Annotated in this window: 15 protein-coding genes and 3 tRNA genes; 13 read left to right on the forward strand and 5 right to left on the reverse strand. The window is 70.5% G+C overall.

The genetic code is table 11. The annotated features are described in order from the left end of the window. The first annotated feature begins 147 nt into the window (after window positions 1–147). Both SROS_RS11550 and SROS_RS11555 read left to right on the forward strand, forming a co-directional pair. On the forward strand, window positions 148–1,011 hold the full coding sequence (locus SROS_RS11550) for an ABC transporter permease (protein ID WP_012889110.1): 864 nt from the start codon (window positions 148–150) through the stop codon (window positions 1,009–1,011). Then, complete coding sequence (locus tag SROS_RS11555) at window positions 1,011–2,621, forward strand: dipeptide ABC transporter ATP-binding protein (protein ID WP_012889111.1); 1,611 nt, start codon at window positions 1,011–1,013, stop codon at window positions 2,619–2,621. The genes SROS_RS11550 and SROS_RS11555 overlap by 1 nt, the downstream gene beginning before the upstream one ends. Window positions 2,622–2,823: 202 nt before the next feature. On the opposite strand, the gene galK is transcribed toward SROS_RS11555, so the two are convergent. Then, window positions 2,824–3,942, reverse strand: coding sequence for a galactokinase (gene galK, locus SROS_RS11560; RefSeq protein WP_012889112.1), 1,119 nt, complete (start codon window positions 3,940–3,942; stop codon window positions 2,824–2,826). A 155-nt stretch (window positions 3,943–4,097) separates the two neighbouring features. Here galK and SROS_RS11565 point away from each other — a divergent pair. Next, a tRNA-Ile gene (locus tag SROS_RS11565) sits at window positions 4,098–4,171 on the forward strand. A gap of 190 nt (window positions 4,172–4,361) precedes the next feature. On the opposite strand, the gene SROS_RS11570 is transcribed toward SROS_RS11565, so the two are convergent. From SROS_RS11570 to SROS_RS11580, 3 genes are all read right to left on the reverse strand, one after another. After that, the gene (locus SROS_RS11570; RefSeq protein ID WP_081453088.1) at window positions 4,362–4,634 is read right to left on the reverse strand and encodes a helix-turn-helix domain-containing protein; all 273 of its coding nucleotides are present in this window, start codon (window positions 4,632–4,634) and stop codon (window positions 4,362–4,364) included. A gap of 315 nt (window positions 4,635–4,949) precedes the next feature. Continuing rightward, window positions 4,950–5,285 (reverse strand): hypothetical protein, encoded by a 336-nt coding sequence (locus tag SROS_RS11575; RefSeq protein ID WP_012889113.1) that lies wholly within the window; start codon window positions 5,283–5,285, stop codon window positions 4,950–4,952. Between the two features lie 288 nt (window positions 5,286–5,573). Next, a complete protein-coding gene (locus tag SROS_RS11580; protein WP_012889114.1) occupies window positions 5,574–6,977 on the reverse strand; it encodes a hypothetical protein in 1,404 nt (467 codons plus the stop codon). Between the two features lie 43 nt (window positions 6,978–7,020). Between SROS_RS11580 and SROS_RS11585 the strand changes: the two genes are divergently transcribed. Next, window positions 7,021–7,602 carry a hypothetical protein gene (locus SROS_RS11585; RefSeq protein WP_148269024.1) on the forward strand — a complete coding sequence of 194 codons (582 nt, stop codon included), beginning with the start codon at window positions 7,021–7,023 and terminating at the stop codon, window positions 7,600–7,602. Between the two features lie 47 nt (window positions 7,603–7,649). Then, complete coding sequence (locus SROS_RS11590) at window positions 7,650–8,204, forward strand: hypothetical protein (RefSeq protein WP_012889116.1); 555 nt, start codon at window positions 7,650–7,652, stop codon at window positions 8,202–8,204. A 38-nt stretch (window positions 8,205–8,242) separates the two neighbouring features. Here the strand turns inward: SROS_RS11590 and SROS_RS11595 are convergent, their stop codons facing one another. Further along, entirely contained in the window at window positions 8,243–11,119 is a 2,877-nt protein-coding gene (locus SROS_RS11595; RefSeq protein WP_012889117.1) for a DUF7824 domain-containing protein, read from the reverse strand. Window positions 11,120–11,479: 360 nt separating this feature from the next. Here SROS_RS11595 and SROS_RS11600 point away from each other — a divergent pair, with 360 nt between their 5' ends. The 8 genes from SROS_RS11600 to SROS_RS11635 all read left to right on the forward strand — a co-directional run bounded on the left by SROS_RS11600 (window position 11,480) and on the right by SROS_RS11635 (window position 16,911). Next, entirely contained in the window at window positions 11,480–11,851 is a 372-nt protein-coding gene (locus tag SROS_RS11600) for a type II toxin-antitoxin system RelE/ParE family toxin (RefSeq protein WP_012889118.1), read from the forward strand. Continuing rightward, the gene (locus SROS_RS11605) at window positions 11,848–12,180 is read left to right on the forward strand and encodes a helix-turn-helix domain-containing protein (RefSeq protein ID WP_012889119.1); all 333 of its coding nucleotides are present in this window, start codon (window positions 11,848–11,850) and stop codon (window positions 12,178–12,180) included. The genes SROS_RS11600 and SROS_RS11605 overlap by 4 nt, the downstream gene beginning before the upstream one ends. Before the next feature lie 270 nt (window positions 12,181–12,450). Continuing rightward, entirely contained in the window at window positions 12,451–12,825 is a 375-nt protein-coding gene (locus SROS_RS11610) for a hypothetical protein (RefSeq protein ID WP_012889120.1), read from the forward strand. A gap of 334 nt (window positions 12,826–13,159) precedes the next feature. Continuing rightward, the gene (locus SROS_RS11615) at window positions 13,160–13,528 is read left to right on the forward strand and encodes a hypothetical protein (protein ID WP_043651835.1); all 369 of its coding nucleotides are present in this window, start codon (window positions 13,160–13,162) and stop codon (window positions 13,526–13,528) included. A 795-nt stretch (window positions 13,529–14,323) separates the two neighbouring features. Continuing rightward, a tRNA-OTHER gene (locus SROS_RS11620) sits at window positions 14,324–14,396 on the forward strand. 11 nt (window positions 14,397–14,407) lie between these two features. Further along, window positions 14,408–14,481 (forward strand) — tRNA-Ala (locus SROS_RS11625). A gap of 16 nt (window positions 14,482–14,497) precedes the next feature. Beyond that, window positions 14,498–15,811 carry an SDR family oxidoreductase gene (locus SROS_RS11630; RefSeq protein WP_012889122.1) on the forward strand — a complete coding sequence of 438 codons (1,314 nt, stop codon included), beginning with the start codon at window positions 14,498–14,500 and terminating at the stop codon, window positions 15,809–15,811. Beyond that, window positions 15,805–16,911 (forward strand): leucine-rich repeat domain-containing protein, encoded by a 1,107-nt coding sequence (locus SROS_RS11635; RefSeq protein ID WP_012889123.1) that lies wholly within the window; start codon window positions 15,805–15,807, stop codon window positions 16,909–16,911. Before SROS_RS11630 ends, SROS_RS11635 begins: the two co-directional genes overlap by 7 nt. Window positions 16,912–17,006: the final 95 nt, after the last annotated feature.

Here is a 17,006-nt window from a genome sequence, read left to right on the forward strand (position 1 = left end):
AGGCGCCGATGCCGCGGGTCCCGGAGGAGGAGCCGATGAGGAAGGTCACTTTCCGGCCGACGGCGGCCGCTTCCCATCGAAGGAGGGGCCGATGACGCGGGTCGTTTTCCGGTCGGCGGCGGCCGCTTCCCATCCGAGGAGGGGCCGATGACGGCGGTCACGCAGGCGCCGCCGGTCACGGCCGCCCCCATCCCGGCCGGGCGCCGGTACGGCGTGCGTCCCTGGCTGCTCGCCCCGCTGCTGTTCCTGGCCCTCGCCGCAGTCGCAGCCCTGGCCCCGGCTCTGCTGAGCGGGGTGGACCCGCTGGCCGCCGACCCGTTGCACGCGCTCTCGGGGCCGGGCGCCGAGCACTGGTTCGGCACCGACCACCTCGGCCGGGACGTGCTGTCCCGGGTCGTCCACGGAGCCGGGCACTCGCTGGGCATCGGCGCGGCCGCGATCCTCTTCGCCGCCGGGGTCGGCACCGTCCTGGGCATGCTGGCCGGGCTGTCCCCCCGATACCTCGACGAGCTGCTCAGCCGCCTGTTCGACGTGCTGGCCACCTTCCCCGAGCTGCTGCTCGCCCTGCTGGTCATCGCGATCACCGGTCCCGGCACCGGGAACGTCATCCTCGCGATCGGCATGGCCCAGGTCCCCAACTACGCCCGCGTGATCCGGGCCCAGACCTTCGTCGTCCGCCGGTCCGGCTACGTCGAGCAGGCCGTCACCTTCGGTCTGCGCAGGCCGGTCCTGGTCCTGCGCCACGTGCTGCCCAACGTCCTCGGCCCGCTCCCGGTGCTCGCCACGATCGGCATGGGCACCGCCATCATCGCCACCTCGGGGCTCAGCTTCCTCGGCATGGGCCCCCAGCCGCCGAGCCCCGAGTGGGGCTCGATGCTGTCGGAGGCCCGCAACTACCTGCGCGTCGCCTGGTGGACGGCGCTCTTCCCCGGGCTCGCCGTCTCACTGACCGTCATCAGCCTGACCCTGGTCGGGCGCCGGCTCCAGCGCCGTTTCGAAGGGAGAAACTGATGGGCCTCATCGAGGTCGAGGATCTGCGGGTCGCCTTCCCGAGGTCCGGCGTGGAGGCCGTGCGGGGGGTGAGCCTGTCGATCGAGGCGGGCGAGTGCGTGGCGATCGTCGGCGAGTCGGGCTCGGGCAAGAGCGTCACGGCCAGGACCCTGGTCGGGCTGACCGGTCCCGGCGCGACGGTGACGGCCACGAGATTCACCGTGAAGGGCAAGGACGCGCTCCGGTTCGGGGCGCGGGACTGGCGGCGGCTGCGCGGCCGGTTCGCCGGACTGGTGCTGCAGGACGCGCTCGTCTCACTCGACCCGCTCCGCACGGTCGGCGACGAGATCGCCGAGGTGCTGTCCACCCATGACGTGGTACCCCGCGCGAACCGCGGGACGAAGGTGATCGAGCTGCTCGACGCGGTCGGGGTGCCGGAGCCGGGGGTGCGCGCCCGGCAGTACGCCCACCAGCTCTCCGGGGGGCTGCGCCAGCGCGCCCTCATCGCCTCGGCCATCGCCGCCGACCCGCCGCTGATCATCGCCGACGAGCCGACCACCGCGCTCGACGTCACCGTGCAGGCCCAGATCCTGCGCCTGCTCGCCGCCCGCAAGGCCGCGGGCACCGCACTGCTCATGATCAGCCACGACCTGGCGGTGGTCTCCTCCATCGCCGACCGGGTCCTGGTCATGAAGGACGGCGTGGTCGTCGAGGAGGGGCCGACCGACCGAGTGCTGTCCGAGCCCGGACACGACTACACGAAGCTGCTGCTGGCCGCCGTACCCTCGGCCGCCTCGCGCGGCACCCGCCTGTCGGCCGTCGCCGCCGGCGGCGTCTCGCTGCGCACCCCGCTGCCCGAGCGGCGCGTGGATCACAGCTCGCCGGTCGTGCAGGTCTCGGGCCTGTCCGCCGCGTACGGCTCCCGCCGGGTGGTGGACGACGTCTCCTTCGAGGTCTATCCCGGTGAGACCGTCGGCATCGTGGGGGAGTCGGGCTCGGGCAAGACGACCGTCGCCCGGCTCGTCCTGGGCCTGCTGGCGCCCATCTCCGGGGAGGTGCGGCTGAACGGCGCCCCCTGGTCCGGGATCGCCGAGCGCAGGCGCCGCCCCCATCGCGCCGGCATCCAGGTGATCTCCCAGAACCCGCTCGACTCCTTCGACCCCCGCTACACCGTCGGCCGCCTGGTCGCCGAGCCTCTCGGCGGGTCCTCCAGGGACAGGAGGACCCGGGTGGCCGAGTTGCTGGAGCGGGTGGGCCTGCCGGCCGACATCGCCGGACGCCACCCCCGGCGGCTCTCCGGCGGGCAGCGCCAGCGGGTGGCCATCGCCAGGGCCCTCGCCCCCCGGCCCGACGTGCTCGTCTGCGACGAGCCGGTCTCCGCGCTGGACGTGTCGATCCAGGCCCAGGTGCTCGACCTGCTCGCGGAGATCCAGGCGGCCGACGGGACCGCGCTGCTCTTCATCTCCCACGACCTCGGGGTGGTGCACCACATCAGCGACCGGGTGCTGGTCATGCGTAAAGGCCGGGTCGTGGAGGAGGGGCACGTGGACGAGGTGTTCTTCATCCCCAAACACGACTACACCCGGGAGTTGCTCGGCGCGGTCCCCAAACTGGTGCCGGCCGGGACCTGACCGGCCGGGCCGGGCGGGTCGGGTCAGGTCGAGGCAGGCGGAGGCCCGGTCCGACGGGCCGGAGGGAGGGTGCCAGGCCGGACGGGGCGAGGTCGGGGACGCCCGGTCCGACGGGGAGAGGCGGGAGGGCGCCGGGTCTGCCGGGTCGAGGCCGGCGCTGGTCCGGTCCGACGGGGTGAGGCGGGAAGGCGCCCGGCAGGGATCAGCGGAGCCGGCGGGCCCCGGCTGCCGGAGTGGCGGGGTAGATCTCCGGCGCCGCCCAGCCGCGCTCGCCGTACGCCCGGGTCACCGACTCCCGTACGGCCTCCACCCGGTCGTCGGCCACCAGCGCGATCGCCGACCCGCCGAACCCGCCACCGGTCATCCGCGCCCCCCTGGCCCCGCCCCGGACCGCCGACTCCACGGCCACGTCCAGCTCGGCGCAGGACACCTCGTACTGGTCGCGCAGCGACAGGTGGGAGGCGTTCAGCAGGGCCCCGATCTCCCGCACGGCTCCGGCCCGCAGCAGTCCGATCAACGCCTCGACCCGGTGGTTCTCGGTCACCACGTGCTGGGTGCGCCTGCGCTCGTCGCCGCTGAGCCTGCCGAGGGCGCCCGCCAGGTCGGTGACGTCGCGCAGCGCGTCCACTCCCAGGTGCTTGGCGGCGTTCTCGCAGTCCTGACGGCGCCGGGCGTACTGCCCGTCGGCGAGCTCGTGGTGGACCCCGGTGTTGATGATCAGCAGTTGGAGGCCGTGCTGGGCCAGATCGAACGGGATGGTCCTGGTGCCGAGGCTCCGGCAGTCCATGAACAGGGCCTTCCCCTCCTCCCCGAGGGCCGAGGCGGCCTGGTCCATGATCCCGCACGGCATGCCCACGAAGTCGTTCTCGGCCCGCTGCGCGGCGAGGGCGATCTCCATCTTGGTGAGGCCCAGGCCGTACAGGTCGTTGAGCGCGGTCCCGACCACCACCTCCAGCGCCGCGCTCGACGACAGCCCTGCCCCCTGCGGCACGTCTCCGTCGATCACCAGATCCGCGCCCCTGACCGGGTGGCCCGCCTCGCGGAGCGCCCAGAACACGCCGACGGCGTAGCGCGCCCAGCCCTCGGCCCGGCCGAGGGTCTCGACGGTCTGCGGCTCGCCCGCCTGGAGCGACCGCAGCCGGACGACGTCGTCCTCGCGCGGCGCGACCGCCGCGGTGACTCCCCACGGCACCGCGAACGGCAGCACGAACCCGTCGTTGTAGTCGGTGTGCTCGCCGATGAGGTTGACCCGCCCCGGAGCGTGCCACACCCCCTCGGGCTCCACGCCGAACGACTCACGAAAAGCTTCAATAACGCGCATGATCCAACACTCCTCAACAGCGTCCCCCCGTAGATTAGCGAGTCGGCGGAACACCGGTTCCGCCGTCGAAGGTCACATCTTGAACGCGTACCGCCCGGTGGATGTGCGAACAGGGCCGACCTTTGGTTGAATGCGGCAGTACGGCATGCGCACGAGGGGCGGTAGCTCAGCCGGTTAGAGCAGGGGACTCATAATCCCTGGGTCGCGGGTTCGAGTCCCGCCCGCCCTACCTCTCGTCACCACCCGAAAAGCGCCCTCGACCTGCGTGTTCGCGGTCGGGGGCGCCTTTTTCCGTGTCCGGCTGTCTACGGTCGGCGCCGGTTGTCTGCGGCTCGCTGCGCCGGATACGTGCCGGAGTTTCAGGAAGATCGTCAGACGTCGCCGAGGGCTTCAGAGATCCGGCACCCGGCGGTCGGGGATCACGGGGAGTCCAGCACGGAGTGGCGGTGGTCCTTGGGGGACATCCCGTACGCCCGGCGAAAGGAGCGGCTGAAGTCCGTGGCGTGCGTGAACTCCCATCGGGCTGCGATGTCCTGTATGGAGTGCGCTCGCAAACGGGGGTCGGCGAGGTCCGCGCGGCAGTTCTCCGGCCTGCGCTGCCGAATCCACGCCATCAGGGTGGTCTCCGGCCGCTGGAAGAGCAGGTGCAGGTAACGAACGGAGATGTGGTGATGGGCGGCTATGGCGCGAATGGAGCGTCATGGCGCCGAAATCGTCCGGGGGCCGGAGGAATAGTTCAAGCATCGGGGTTTTTCGAGGGTGAAACGCCTTTCGAACGGGAACGGCAACTTCCCGGGAAAGGCAATGGCCTTCCCGGAAGGCCGGGAAGGCCACGACGTGTCTTGCCAAGGCGCTCTTCCTGGCCGACGGGCCGGCGCTTTTACACGGCCCGTGCCCGCGGTCCACGACGGTCCGCGACGGAAGAGGCGCCGGCGTTTTCCTCGACGCCTCCCCGCGTAGCCGGGGAGGCCTTCACGGACCGGGGTCTCACTCGTTCGTGAGTGCCACTACCACGGGGCGCTACCGCACCAGCGCGAGCCGAAATAGGTGTCCGCCGTGTCGCCATCCGACCCGCCGTCGTTGTCGGCCCACCAGTTCCAGAGGTACCGCCCCGAAACCGCGTCCCATCCGTAGTCGCGGACGTAGTGGTTGCCGGTGTCGTGGGAGTGGCCGCGGGCCTGCGTCTTGGGGTCTCCGCCGGCGCTGTCGTTGATCCAGATCCAGCCCCAGGTGCACCGGGTGTCCGCGTGCGCCGAGGTGGCCCCGCCCGCGACGACCATGGCCCCTGCCAGAGAGACGGCCGCGGCGCCGAGGGCGCTCCATCGCTTGAGGTTTCTTTTCATTTCCTGCCCCTATGCTGAGAAGCCTTTGGAAATTTACGGCGTCAAACCCGTTCGGTGGATCCGACCTGCTCAGTATGGTTGCGGCTGATCACTGGAGTCTTTACCAGAGCCTGTAGTGTTCCTTGACGAGGAGCGCACATGCAGTGACGCGCAATCGTCCGGCCGTCGTCTCGCAATCACCGTACGGAGGATCCGAGGCGTACCTCTCAGCCACTTCGCGAGAGCTACGGCGACGACGAGGGCCTCGGCTGCCTCAACGGCATCATGACCGGCGTCTCCGCCTGTGGTTCACTTCTCACGTCTCCGGAGCTTGCCCGTCGCCAGGTCGAGGTAGTAGACACGTTCGCTCGTGTAGCCGCGGACCAGGAAGGGGCCCTGCTCCGACCAGCCGAGGCCGAGGTCGAGGAAGTCGTCGCCGGGAAACACGGGAACGACGCTGGACACACGCCTGCCGGTCTCCGGGGCGAAGGTCTCGACACGCATCTCATGGCCTCGGATGACCACCAGGCGCCTTCCGTCCGGCCGGAGGTGGTAGGTGTCCTCGGGCGCATCCTTGATCTTCCTGAGGGGGAGGCTCATCCGTGTCTTTCCCCGGTGGTCGAGCACGAGCACCTGAAAGGCCGTCGTGGCCACGATCCCGCTCTCGTTGAGGTCGTGGACCTGTCGAACGCCCGGGATCGACACCGTGGTCCAGGTCGTGGTGTCGGTGATCTGCGTACCGTCCTTGGACAGGACGACATACCTGTTCTGGCCGGCGAACGCGGGCGTGGGCACTTCGGTGTCAGCCAGGCGGCCGGTGAGGTGATGGATGCCCTCGGTGTCTTGGTACACCATGCGGCGATCGCGTCTGTCCAGGTAGATGACGGCCTTCTTGTCGGGGCTGCGCGCGAACGGCGCCCGCTGGGGTGCTCCGCCTTTCCTGATGACGTACGGCGCGGCCTGCGGGAACGGCTCCCCGTTCACCAGCCATGACCGGCAGGGGTCGTCTATCTGGTCGAACCACGGACAGGTGGGCCTCTTGTATTTGTTCACCGTCGTGAACACGGCCATGCGCTCCGGGAACGACTTGGGCATCGAGTATTCGGGCAGTTCGCGCTGTGGTGGCTGCCCGGGAGTGAGCAGTGCGCCCGACAGCACGATCGCGGTTCCCGAGAGGTAGAGGGTCCGTGTCGACCATTGGCGGATGGCCGGCTCGGCCCAGGCCGTGTCATCCGATGCTTCGGGCGCCGGCCGGGCGGTCAGGTTCCGAGCGGCAAGCGGTACGGCCGCCGCCACGACGATCACGATGGCGGCATGGGCCACGCGTGCCGGAGTGGCCCCCTGGTCCGTCAGCAGATGGACGCCTGCCACCACAGCACCGCCCAAACCGAGCAGCCATGCCCCTCGGTAGATCCGCGCGCCGTCGTGAGCACGCGACGCCGGGGCCGGCAGCCGTACGTCGCGGAAGACAGAAACGGCACACCAGCCCAGCACCAGATAGAACGGGTCATCGGTGAAGCAGGCCAGGGGGACGGCGACGGTGAGGATGATCAGCCGCCACCGGCGCAGGCCGGCGAAGTGGTCGATGACCTGGCGGGCGTTGGCCGCTGTGACGGAAAGGTCGGTCAGGGTGGCGAACCTGGTGAGCCGCTCGCCCGTGACCGGTATGGCCGCTGCCAGCATGATGACCACGGCGGCTACCCAGAAGATCATCGGGGGTATCGTCACGAAGTGACACCATATATGGTTCTACATCGTGACTTCGGGCGATATATGGCAGCAATTCGGTGTCGCCACGTGGCGTGTCCAGCATGCGCGATCGCTGTTATCGGTCGTGGTGTCCAGCTGCCTTTCGCTGGTGGTTATCGCTGCGTTTCTGTGGTGGTCAGGGGCGATAACTCCGCATATCCGCTGGGAGGTCGACGATTTCCTCTCCCGAACCGAGGTGGACGAGAATGGCGTCCTGTCCGCCAGCTTGCATATCGAGCTTGAAAACGAGGGGCTGGCCCCCTTCGTCCTCACCGGTATCTCAGCAGAGATACCGGGTCTCCTCCTGCTCCCCGCCGACGGGGCGAAAAAGGAGCATTCCCTGGTCACTGTGGAAAGCGGTGACATGAAGACCCTGGAGACGCGCATCGTCATCACCGACTGCGCGGCGGTGCCACACGAGCCCCAGCCGGTCGGCTTCACCTACAGAACCTGGATGGGCCCCGGGTCGGCGGAGGTGACGTGGGACTCGTGGTGGCTGGAAGGAGCCGAGGGGAGACTTCCGGTCGCCTGGCAGCGAGGTCTCGCCGGCAAGATCTGCAACTACGCGGTGAGCCCGGATTGGCCCTGACAGTCAGCTCATCCGCGGACAACGGCACACCTGAGAGGTTGGGGCGCGTGCGGCCCGTCACGAAGATCGCCAGCGGTTTCGTCTTCGCCTTCGGAGCCCTCCGGTTCAATGGCTTCGACCTGCTGCTCAACCCCGCCGGCTGGCTCCTGTGCGTCTCCGGGCTGTCTCGGCTGCAGCGATCCGCCGACGACCCCTTCAGCCGGGCCAGGTCCTCCGCCATCGTCATGGTCTGCGTCTCGCTCGTCGCCATGGTCGCGCCCGACGCGCATCCGGGCTACCCCCTGATGGCTCTCCCCGTCATGCATGTGATCGGCGTCGCCGACACGGCCGGTGCCCTGATCGCCGTCTGGCTGACCGCCGACGCCGTCATCAGCCGGATCCGTCCCTGCGGAGACATCTCCAGGGCCGCCCTCCTCGACGTGCTGCGCTGGGCCGTGGTCAGCCTGGGAGCGCTCGGCATGCTGGCCGGGTACGGCTACACCGGCCTGGGCCCTGTCCCGCTCATCGCCTGGTTCGCGGCTGTCGTGGCCCTGATCGTCGTGCTCTACCGCTCGGCCCGCCTGCCGTACCTCTCCCCGGTATGGGGGCCCGTGGAGAGTTAGGCATGGGTGATCCCGCCCGTGACCGGGTCGCGGGTGGATCATCGGGTGCCGTCCCCGGACGCCAGCCGGTCGTGGAGGGTCCTGGCGTGCCGGAGGATGCGGCTGGAGCCCTTGCGCGCCGCGAAGGCGGCAAGGGCGGGGATCTGTCCCCGGGCCTCCGACCAGCGGGCGAGGCGGGCCGCCAGGGCGACCAGGTCGGTGTGGGCGACGGTGGGGCGGCTGCCCCGGGCGGGGAGCAGGAAGGGCAACGCCGCGGCGAGAGCTCGCCACATGTGGAGATGGGTTCCGTTCGCTGCCTCGCCTTCCACCGTGTCCACCAGGAGCCGCAGCGTCAACTCACCCCGGAGCACCCGCTGGGCGATTTCCGTACCGAAGTCCTCGGCGGGGAACTCGCCGGCGGCGGCCAGGCTCCGGAGGGCACGGACCGCGGGAGTGGCGTCGTCGTGGGCGAACGGCGGAGGGAAGATCCGGTGCGCGAGCAGGACGGCGACGGCCCGTCCGGCGGGTCCCTCCGCGGCGGCGAGATCGGCCAGGCGCAGCGGACGCATCTCCACGCTCCAGGCGGGCACCGGCTGGTGCGGCAGGAGATGGGCGGCGACCACCTCCCGGTGGGAGGGCAGGACGGCGGCCCACCATTCCATCAGCCCCCCGAGATGCCCGCCGCACACGGGGTTGACGTGCCGGGGCTGGTCGGCGAGCAGCTCGTCGACCAGCGGCAGGCCGGTGGGCGCGGCCTGAACGGTGGAGGTCATCCAGATCCGTGACCCGAGGCCGTCGTCCTCTCCTGACCAGGTCACCAGCACGTCGGGGTCGGGCAGCCCGCCGTCGGCCATCCAGCGGGCAGCCCGGCGGCCCGCCTCCGACCTCAGCGCCGCGGCCCGTACGGCCACCGCCGGGTCGATCCGCCGGGGCAGCCTGAGCAGCGCCTGCTGGAAGTCGGCGGGCAGCGGCGTGGTGCCCGCCGCTTCCAGCGTCTCCAGCCTGGCCACCAGTTCGGCCGGGTCGAGCTGACCGTTGGACAGGCTCGGCGTGGCGAGCAGGAGCGGCGGCAGCGTCCCGGCCCTCAGCGCGGCGAGGATCTCCGCATGGCGGCGCAGGATGAAGCGGTGCAGCGGCGAGACGCGGTCGGACCTCGGCAGCCGGTCGGGCTCCTCGACCGCCACAGGTGGGAGCCCGTGCTCGCGCCGGGCGTGGTTGACGAACGCGGTGCGACGGCTCTCGTGCACCCGTCCGGGGTCGACCAGCTCGGCCGCGAAGGCGATCATCCAGGTGCCGTGCTTCCGCCATTCGTCCGAAGCCAGTTCCTCTCCATGGAGCTCGACGAACGGAGCCAGCTCCGCGCGCAGCGACTCCCGGTCCTGCGCGGCGAGCCGGACGAAGGCGGCCAGGCAGCGTTCGGCCGCTCGCCAGCCCTCGCGCAGATACATGCGGGCCAGCTGCCCGGCAGTGCCGGGCGGGGCGATGACCGGGACCGGCCGGAACGGAGCGGGCAGCGGCCGCGGGACGAACACCTCCTCGGGCTCGGGCTCGGGTTCCGGCTCCTCGACGGGCTCGCCCCCGATGGCCGCGGCCAGCCGGTTGTGCAGGTCGGGCGCCAGCGTGCCCGTGCCGCGGCGAAGGGTCTCGGCGCCGAGCGGGGTGAAGCGCCCGGCGTGCCGGACCGCCAGGCGCACAGCCCGTTCCTGTACGGCTCGCGCCTCGTGGCCGAACGCCAGGGCCAGGGCGGGAGCCAGCTCGTCGGCCCGATGGGGCGCCCGCTGTACGGACTCCTCCAGCCAGCTCAGACCGGCGCGGACCAGCCCGCCCTCGGCGCGGAACAGCAGGCCCTCCAGCGCCTCCACCACGTCTGCCGGGTCGAGGCCGGTCAACCGCCGCAGGTGTTTCAGCGACAGCTCGGCCACCGGTCCCGGCGCGGTGGGCAGGAGCCGCAGGTAGTCGATCGCGTGTGGTTCGATCTCGGCGGGGACGGGTTCGAGCAGCTCGTGGAGGCGGGCGAAGAATCGCAGGTCGGGGCCTTCGCCGCCGAGCAGGAAGCGGCGCCGGCTGCCGTCGAGCAACAGCGTGCGCGGCACCCTGCCCTCGGCCGCGAGCGTGCGGAGAGCGCCGAGCCAGGAGGTCGCGCCGGCCGGGTCGGGCCGCTCGTCCCGCAGCGCCCGGCCGACGCCCTCGGCATCGAAGATCAGCGGCAGCAGACGGTCGAGCAGCGGATCGGCCCGCAGCTCGCTGAGCCGGGCTTCCCGGGACACCCACCCGACCACGAGCGGGTCGTGCGCGGGAGGAGTCACGCCGGTACGGCGGAGCAGGGCGAGCGCCAGCGGCAGGTTCCGATCACTCGGGTTCCGGCGGCGCCGGGGACGGATCCGGAGTGCGAGCCGTACGGCCAGATCGGCCTGCCATTCGGCGGGCCGCGCGGCGATCACCTCAAGCAGCGGCTCGATCCCGCCGGCCGTCGGACCGCCGGCGGAGTCCCAGCCGTCGACGTCCCAGCGATCGAAGTCCCGGCGGTTGATCCAGGTCACCACGGCCGCCGCGCCGCCGATCGTGCCCGCGCCCGCGACCCGCATCGGCTCGATCCAGCCGTCGGTTCCGGGCAGGGTCTCCCAGTCGTCGTCGTGCCACGTCATCGACCACATCTGGTTGAACTGGTGCTCGGAGATCTCCCCGGCGTCGTGCAGCCGTCGCGCCTCCGTCTGCCGGACCCGCCGGACCCGGTCGCGTTCGGCCTCGTGGTCCGCCAGCGTCCGCCGCGCCTTCTCCCGCGCCACCGCCACGTATCCGGGCAGCTCGCGTGCCACCTCCCGCCGTCCGGCGTCGTCGAGCGCGGTCACCGCCTCCACGATCTTGGCCACGTCGCCGGCGTCGACGAGCTCGCGCACCTGGTCCCAGGCGGTCAACCGCACGTGCTTCGGTCCCATGTCGCGGATCTCCAAGATCAGATGTTCGGCCGGGATTGGAGATCTTTACAGAACCCGCCGACATTTCCACGGCCGGAGGTGCCCGGGTGCCAGCCTGTCTGAGGTGTCCGGGGACAAGCGGTCCAGGGCGTGGGTCCCGGTTTCTCGAACCCGGGGGAGTCCGTACGCGGCTGGCCGGGTGACCGTCGCCTTGCGTTAATCAGTCGCCTGGCGTTGATCATGGGGCGTGGCCGAACTCCTCTTCGACCCGGGGGCTCCGGCAGAGCCGAAAATAGATCATGCAACTGATCGTCATCCTGTGGCGTGCCCAGAAGGCTGTTTACCCCGTCCCCGATATGACTGATCGGTTATAATAGGGCGATGAGCTGGGAGATCAGTCTGCATCCCGAGGTGGAAGCGTGGTATCTGGAGATCTGCGTGAGTGATTCCGAGACGGCAGATCTGATCAAGGACGCCATCGACCAACTCGCGGAGGAGGGGCCGACGGCTCGGCGGCCGTTGGTCGACCGGCTGCAGGGGAGCCGCTTTCACAACATGAAGGAGCTGCGGCCTCCCTCATCGGGGAGCAGTGAAATTCGGATCATCTTCGCGTTCGACCCGGCTCGGGAAGCCATCTTCCTGGTGGCCGGCGACAAAGCCGGCAACTGGGAAGGCTGGTACCGCCAGGCGATCCCATTGGCCGACGAACGGTTCGAAGAGCACTTGATCGCGTTGAAGGAGGAGGGGCGATGAGCGGCGGATACTCCAAGTGGACCGACGTCAAGGCGAAGGCGCGGGCGCTCGACCCGCGTTCGGATGCCGAGCGGGCGGTCGGGCAAGAGGCTGCCCGTCAGCGCCGGGAGGCGTACGTGCGCGGCTATCAGCTCGCCGAGATGCGCAAGGCGGCCGGCATCACCCAGGTGGAACTCGCCGAGGCTCTTGGGGTGACGCAGGCGCGAATCTCCAAGATCGAGAACGGCGAGGTGTCCGGCATCGATGTCGTACGTGCCTATGTCACGGCGCTCGGAGGAACGGTTGATCTCGTCGCGACCCTGGGCAATCGAACCTGGAAAGTCGCCTGACAGGGATTGGCCCACCGAACCGATTCCCACGAGTGCTGTGCGAGCGGGGAGGAATCTCAGGTCACTTGCCTGTCCGGGATCTTCGAGGCATCCCACCCCACCGGTTTCGAGTGTTTCCGGATCCCGCTGGCGTCCGCCGACCGGGGCAAGGCGCCCTCCTGGGCATGCTCTCCACGTCGCTTTCGCCACAGCAGCCGCCGGACAACCGCACCGGACCCCGCATCGAGGACGTCCGCTCGCGGGCGGACCGGCCCGGTTATCTTGGGAGAGGTGGATGAGAACCGGGCCCGGCGGGTTGTCGACGCGTTGCGCGAGCGTGGCATAGACGCCCATCTGGCGAGGGTCGGCGTTTACCAGTTCGGGGTGCGGGTGTTGTTGCCCGGCGGGCGTGAGGCGGACTGGGACACCGACGGTACGGCGGGCCTCGAAGCCCTGGTGATGCGCAACGGGATGATGGTCGGTTTCGTGCCCGTGATCGAGGGGTCCGAGGACTTCGACGAGCAGCAGGTCGTCGACGCCATCGCGCGGACCGACTACGACCAGCCCATCGCCCGGCAGCGCACGGTGGCGCCGCCACCGGCCGCGCCCCTGCCCCGTGTGGGCGGGGTCTTCCGTCGCTTCCTCGACGGCTTCCGCTACCGGTGACGGCGGCCTGCGCGCCGCGGATGTGACGCCGGAGGGCCGGGACCGGCGGGCGACAGGGACATCCCCGGGCGGTGAACGCCCGCCGAGGAGCCGGAGCCGAGAAGGTGGAGGAGTTCAACGACCACGGCGTTGGTCTGGACAAGATCGTGTACGGGTTCGGACGGACCGAGGTGGGATCGTGACGGATGAGGTTCCCCGTTCCGGGCCGGAGCGGGGAGGATCGTGTCCGCCGACGGCCTTCCGGCTGCCGCGCGGGGCGACCGGATTCTGGTACGCGGGGGAGCCGCCTCCGAGCGCACCGGATCCGCGCGAGTTCACCCGGATCGTTCACGATGTGGCGCGCCGTACGAATGGCCGGGTCCTGGCCGTTGACCCCGCCGGCGGGAGACGGAGCTTCCACGCCGCCATATTGACCTACCGGGACCGGGGCCGGGAACTGGAGCTCGTGGGGCATGTGCTGCTCCCGCTTCTCGCGCTCGCGCGGCGCAGGATCGAAAGCGACATGGCGCTGTCGTTCCTGGACGATCGGGAAGTCTCGGGGAAGCTCGGAGCGTACGAGCCCTACCGGGTTCCGGGCACGGCCGAGCTGGCCTTGCCGGTAGCCCGCGCTGATCTTTCCGAGCTCGGGGAGGCCGAGATGGATCAGATCCGTTACTGGAGGCCCGAAACGGTGGGCGAGCTGGTATTCAATTTCTGGGACTGATCCTGCTTCCCAAGTGCGTCGAGGATCTGCTGACTCGGGTACGGCGCCGAGTCGCCGGAGGTTGCGTCCACGGAGGTGGTGTACGGGTTCCGCCGGTGGCGGGCGGCGGTAGCGGCTCCCGTTCACCTCCGTTCCGGCCCAGGGCCGTTCCTTTCGTGCGGCGCTGTACCGGGGTGGAAGGTCAAAAGCGCGGCGAGGGGTGGTGGAGTGGCCCAGGGCCGTTCCTTTCGTGCGGCGCTGTACCGGGGTGGAAGGTCAAAAGCGCGGCGAGGGGTGGTGGAGTGGCCCAGGGCCGACCCATCCGCGCGGCGCCGTACGGAGTGCTCCCCGTTGCGCGGGCCGGGGAGGGGGCGGTGCGGGGTTTTTCCTTGATCTGTTGGGATTGGCGGTCCATGGCGCCGCCAATCCCAACAGATCAAGGAAAAAGCCTGATCACTGCCGCTCCTGGGGCTCTTCGGCGTCCGCCCTGCCTCGCCCGATCCACCACCGCCCCCTCGCCAGGCCTTCCCACCCGCCCATCGACCGGCTCCTCCTGAGCACCGCCCCCGGACCACGAGACTCCGGCCCGCACGGAAGAAGCGGCCCTGGGCCACCCCACCCACCCCTCGCCGCGCTTTTGACCTTCCACCACGTACGGCGCCGCGCCGTTTGACGGCGAACGACCCCCACCCCCGGTCTCGGTCCCGACCTCCGGCCCAGCCCCGGCATCCCTCCGGCCCAGCCCCATCGAAATCGAGTTGATCTCGTCGGTAGGGTAGGCACAAGATCGGTCCTGATATGAGCCGGTTTCGCATGGGGTCCGTAGTGCAGTTGGTCGTCACGCCGCCCTTCAAGGCGGAGGACGCCGGTTCGAATCCGGCCGGACCCCATTTCTCGCCGGGGTCTGTAGCGCAGTCGGCCGTCGCGCCTCTTTGGCAAAGAGGAGGACGCTGGTTCGAATCCAGCCGGGCCCACCCGAGGGAGGATGACGTGGACGGGGAGAGCGTCTCGGCGGTTTTGCGCGCGCTCGGCGAGACTCGCCTGCTCCCGCTGGATGATCCGGCCCGCCTCCGGATCGAGCACGTGGCGCTCGCCCTGATCCGTGACGGGCGGCAGCGCCGCAAGCGGGACCGTAGACGTGCTTCGGCGGAAGCCGACGCCGCGGTGCTGGCGGCCACCGCGATGGGTGGGGCGGACCGGGTGATCGACGCTCCTGTCGCGGAGAAGCCGGAGGGAGAGCCGGGAGGAAAGCTGCGCAGAGCGCGGATCTGCTACGTCTGCAAGAGCCGCTTCACACAGGTGGACGGCCTGTATCACCTGCTCTGCCCCTCGTGCGCGGCCTCCAACGCGGCGCGCCGTACGGTACGCGCCGACCTGTCGGGGCGGCGTGCGCTCGTCACCGGTGGACGTACGAAGATCGGTCACCATCTCGCGCTGAAGATGCTCCGTGACGGAGCCCACGTCACGGTTACCACCCGCTTTCCGGGTGACGCGACCAGGAGGTTCGCGAAGACCGGTGACTGGGCCGGCCGCCTGGAGATCGTTGGGATCGACCTGCGCGACCCCCGGCAGGTCATCGCGCTCAGCGACCGGCTTCTGGCCGGCGGGGACCCGCTGGACATCCTGGTCAACAACGCCGCCCAGACCTTGCGCAGACCGCCGTCGGCCTACGCCGCCCTGGCCGAGGGCGAGCGGTCCGAGCTGCCGCCGGGGGCGTCGGTGGTGCCTGGATTCGTACCGATCTCCAATTCTCATGGTCGTCGAGTGCCGCCTGCCCCCGATGTGGCCTGGGAGTTGCCGGATGTGTCCGGCCTGCTGCCCGACCTGTCGGCGCGGAACTCGTGGTCGGCCCGGATCGGCGAGGTCGATCCGGCGGAGTTGCTGGAGGTTCAGCTCGTCAACGCGGTCGCGCCGTTCCTGCTCATCGACCGGCTGCTGCCGTTGCTGTTCGCGGCGCCCTTCCCGCGCCGGTACATCGTGAACGTGTCGGCCGTGGAGGGCCAGTTCGCGGTGGCGAACAAGACCGGCCGCCACCCGCACACCAACATGGCCAAGGCCGGGCTGAACATGCTGACCCGCACCAGCGCCGCCGACCTCGCCAGGCAGGGCGTGTACCTGTGCAGCGTGGACACCGGCTGGATCACCGACGAGAACCCTGTGCCACTGCGGGATCGGCTCGATCGCAGGACTCCGCTGGACGTGATCGACGGTGCCGCGCGGGTTTACGACCCGATCGTGCGCGGCGAGGCGGGCCACCCGGTGTACGGGGTCTTCCTGAAGGACTACGCGGAGGCGCCGTGGTAGCCGAGCCCCACGACCTTGACGCGTTGCTCGCGTGGTTGCGCGCCGGGCGGCCGGCGACCCGCCGCACCGATTTCGCGGTGGGTACGGCGATGCCCGACGGGCGCCTCGACCTGTGCAAGCAGGCACTGGGAGCACGTGGCGCCGAGCTGATCGCGGAAGCATTGCCCCACGGCGGGCCGATGCGTCATCTGCTGCTGGGCACCGACGGGCTGGGCGATGCGGGGGCGGACACGGTCGCGGAGGCGGCCACGGCCTCCGGAGCCTCGACTCTCTACCTCGGCTGCAATGGCGTCACCGCGGCCGGCGCGTGCCTGATCGCCGACCGCCTGACCGCCTCACCCGGTGTCGTCCGTGGCCTCTGGCTCAAGCGCAACCCGCTCGGACCCGACGGCGGTCGCATCGTCGCCGAGGCCGTCGGTGCCGGATTGACCACGGTCGACCTGGTCCAGACAGGCCTGGACGCGGGCGGGCTCGCGACATTCGTCGACCGTGTGCTGTCCGCCGGAGGCATCGGGCGGCTGTTCGTGAGCGGCAACCCTCTCGGACCGGCGGGCGCCGAGGAGCTGGCGAGGCTGATCTCCGCAGCCGGGCTTGAGGAGCTCTACGTGTCAGCGGCAGACCTTGGAGATCAAGGTGCCGTGAACCTGGCGAAGGCCGTACGGGCCGGACGTCTGCGCCGATTGTCGGTGGCGAGCAACGGCATCGGATCCGCCGCCGCCGTCGAGCTGGTCGCCGCCGCGGTGGCGGCGGGGGTCGAGGTGCTCGACCTGGGCCGGGTCCGTGCCGCCGGGGTCCTCGGTGCCTCGGACAACCATCTCGGGGACGGAGGTGTGGCATCCGTCGCCCAGGTGCTGGCCGGTTCCCCGCACCGGCTGGGACACCTGGATCTCGGGCACACGGGGATCGGCAGCAGGGGTGCGCTCCGCTTGCTCGCCGAGGCCCAGCGGGCTCCGTCGCCGACCCGGTTCATCCTGAGTCAGGGCATCGCGTCCAGGATCAAACGCGAGCTGGGGCGCCTGGCGGCAGCCGTACCGGAACTCCGGCCACATCCCGAGATCGCCGCGGTCCGGAGCGTGCACCGGACCGCTCGCCGGACATAGCGCAGCAGGTCGCCGACGATCAGCCGCGGCGTGTCACCAATCTGCTGACCGAGTACATCCAGAGCTGCACGGCGTGGCGCAACGCGGTGCCGCAG

This window comes from Streptosporangium roseum DSM 43021 (assembly GCF_000024865.1).
GTDB classification, from domain to species: Bacteria; Actinomycetota; Actinomycetes; order Streptosporangiales; family Streptosporangiaceae; genus Streptosporangium; species Streptosporangium roseum.

Bases quoted from the DNA above. Each gene is read 5' to 3' on its own strand.
- SROS_RS11550 (WP_012889110.1), top strand. From the start codon at position 148: ATGACGGCGGTCACGCAGGCGCCGCCGGTCACGGCCGCCCCCATCCCG.
- SROS_RS11555 (WP_012889111.1), top strand. From the start codon at position 1,011: ATGGGCCTCATCGAGGTCGAGGATCTGCGGGTCGCCTTCCCGAGGTCC.
- galK (WP_012889112.1), bottom strand. From the start codon at position 3,942: ATGCGCGTTATTGAAGCTTTTCGTGAGTCGTTCGGCGTGGAGCCCGAG.
- SROS_RS11575 (WP_012889113.1), bottom strand. From the start codon at position 5,285: ATGAAAAGAAACCTCAAGCGATGGAGCGCCCTCGGCGCCGCGGCCGTC.
- SROS_RS11580 (WP_012889114.1), bottom strand. From the start codon at position 6,977: ATGATCTTCTGGGTAGCCGCCGTGGTCATCATGCTGGCAGCGGCCATA.
- SROS_RS11595 (WP_012889117.1), bottom strand. From the start codon at position 11,119: ATGGGACCGAAGCACGTGCGGTTGACCGCCTGGGACCAGGTGCGCGAG.
- SROS_RS11600 (WP_012889118.1), top strand. From the start codon at position 11,480: ATGAGCTGGGAGATCAGTCTGCATCCCGAGGTGGAAGCGTGGTATCTG.
- SROS_RS11605 (WP_012889119.1), top strand. From the start codon at position 11,848: ATGAGCGGCGGATACTCCAAGTGGACCGACGTCAAGGCGAAGGCGCGG.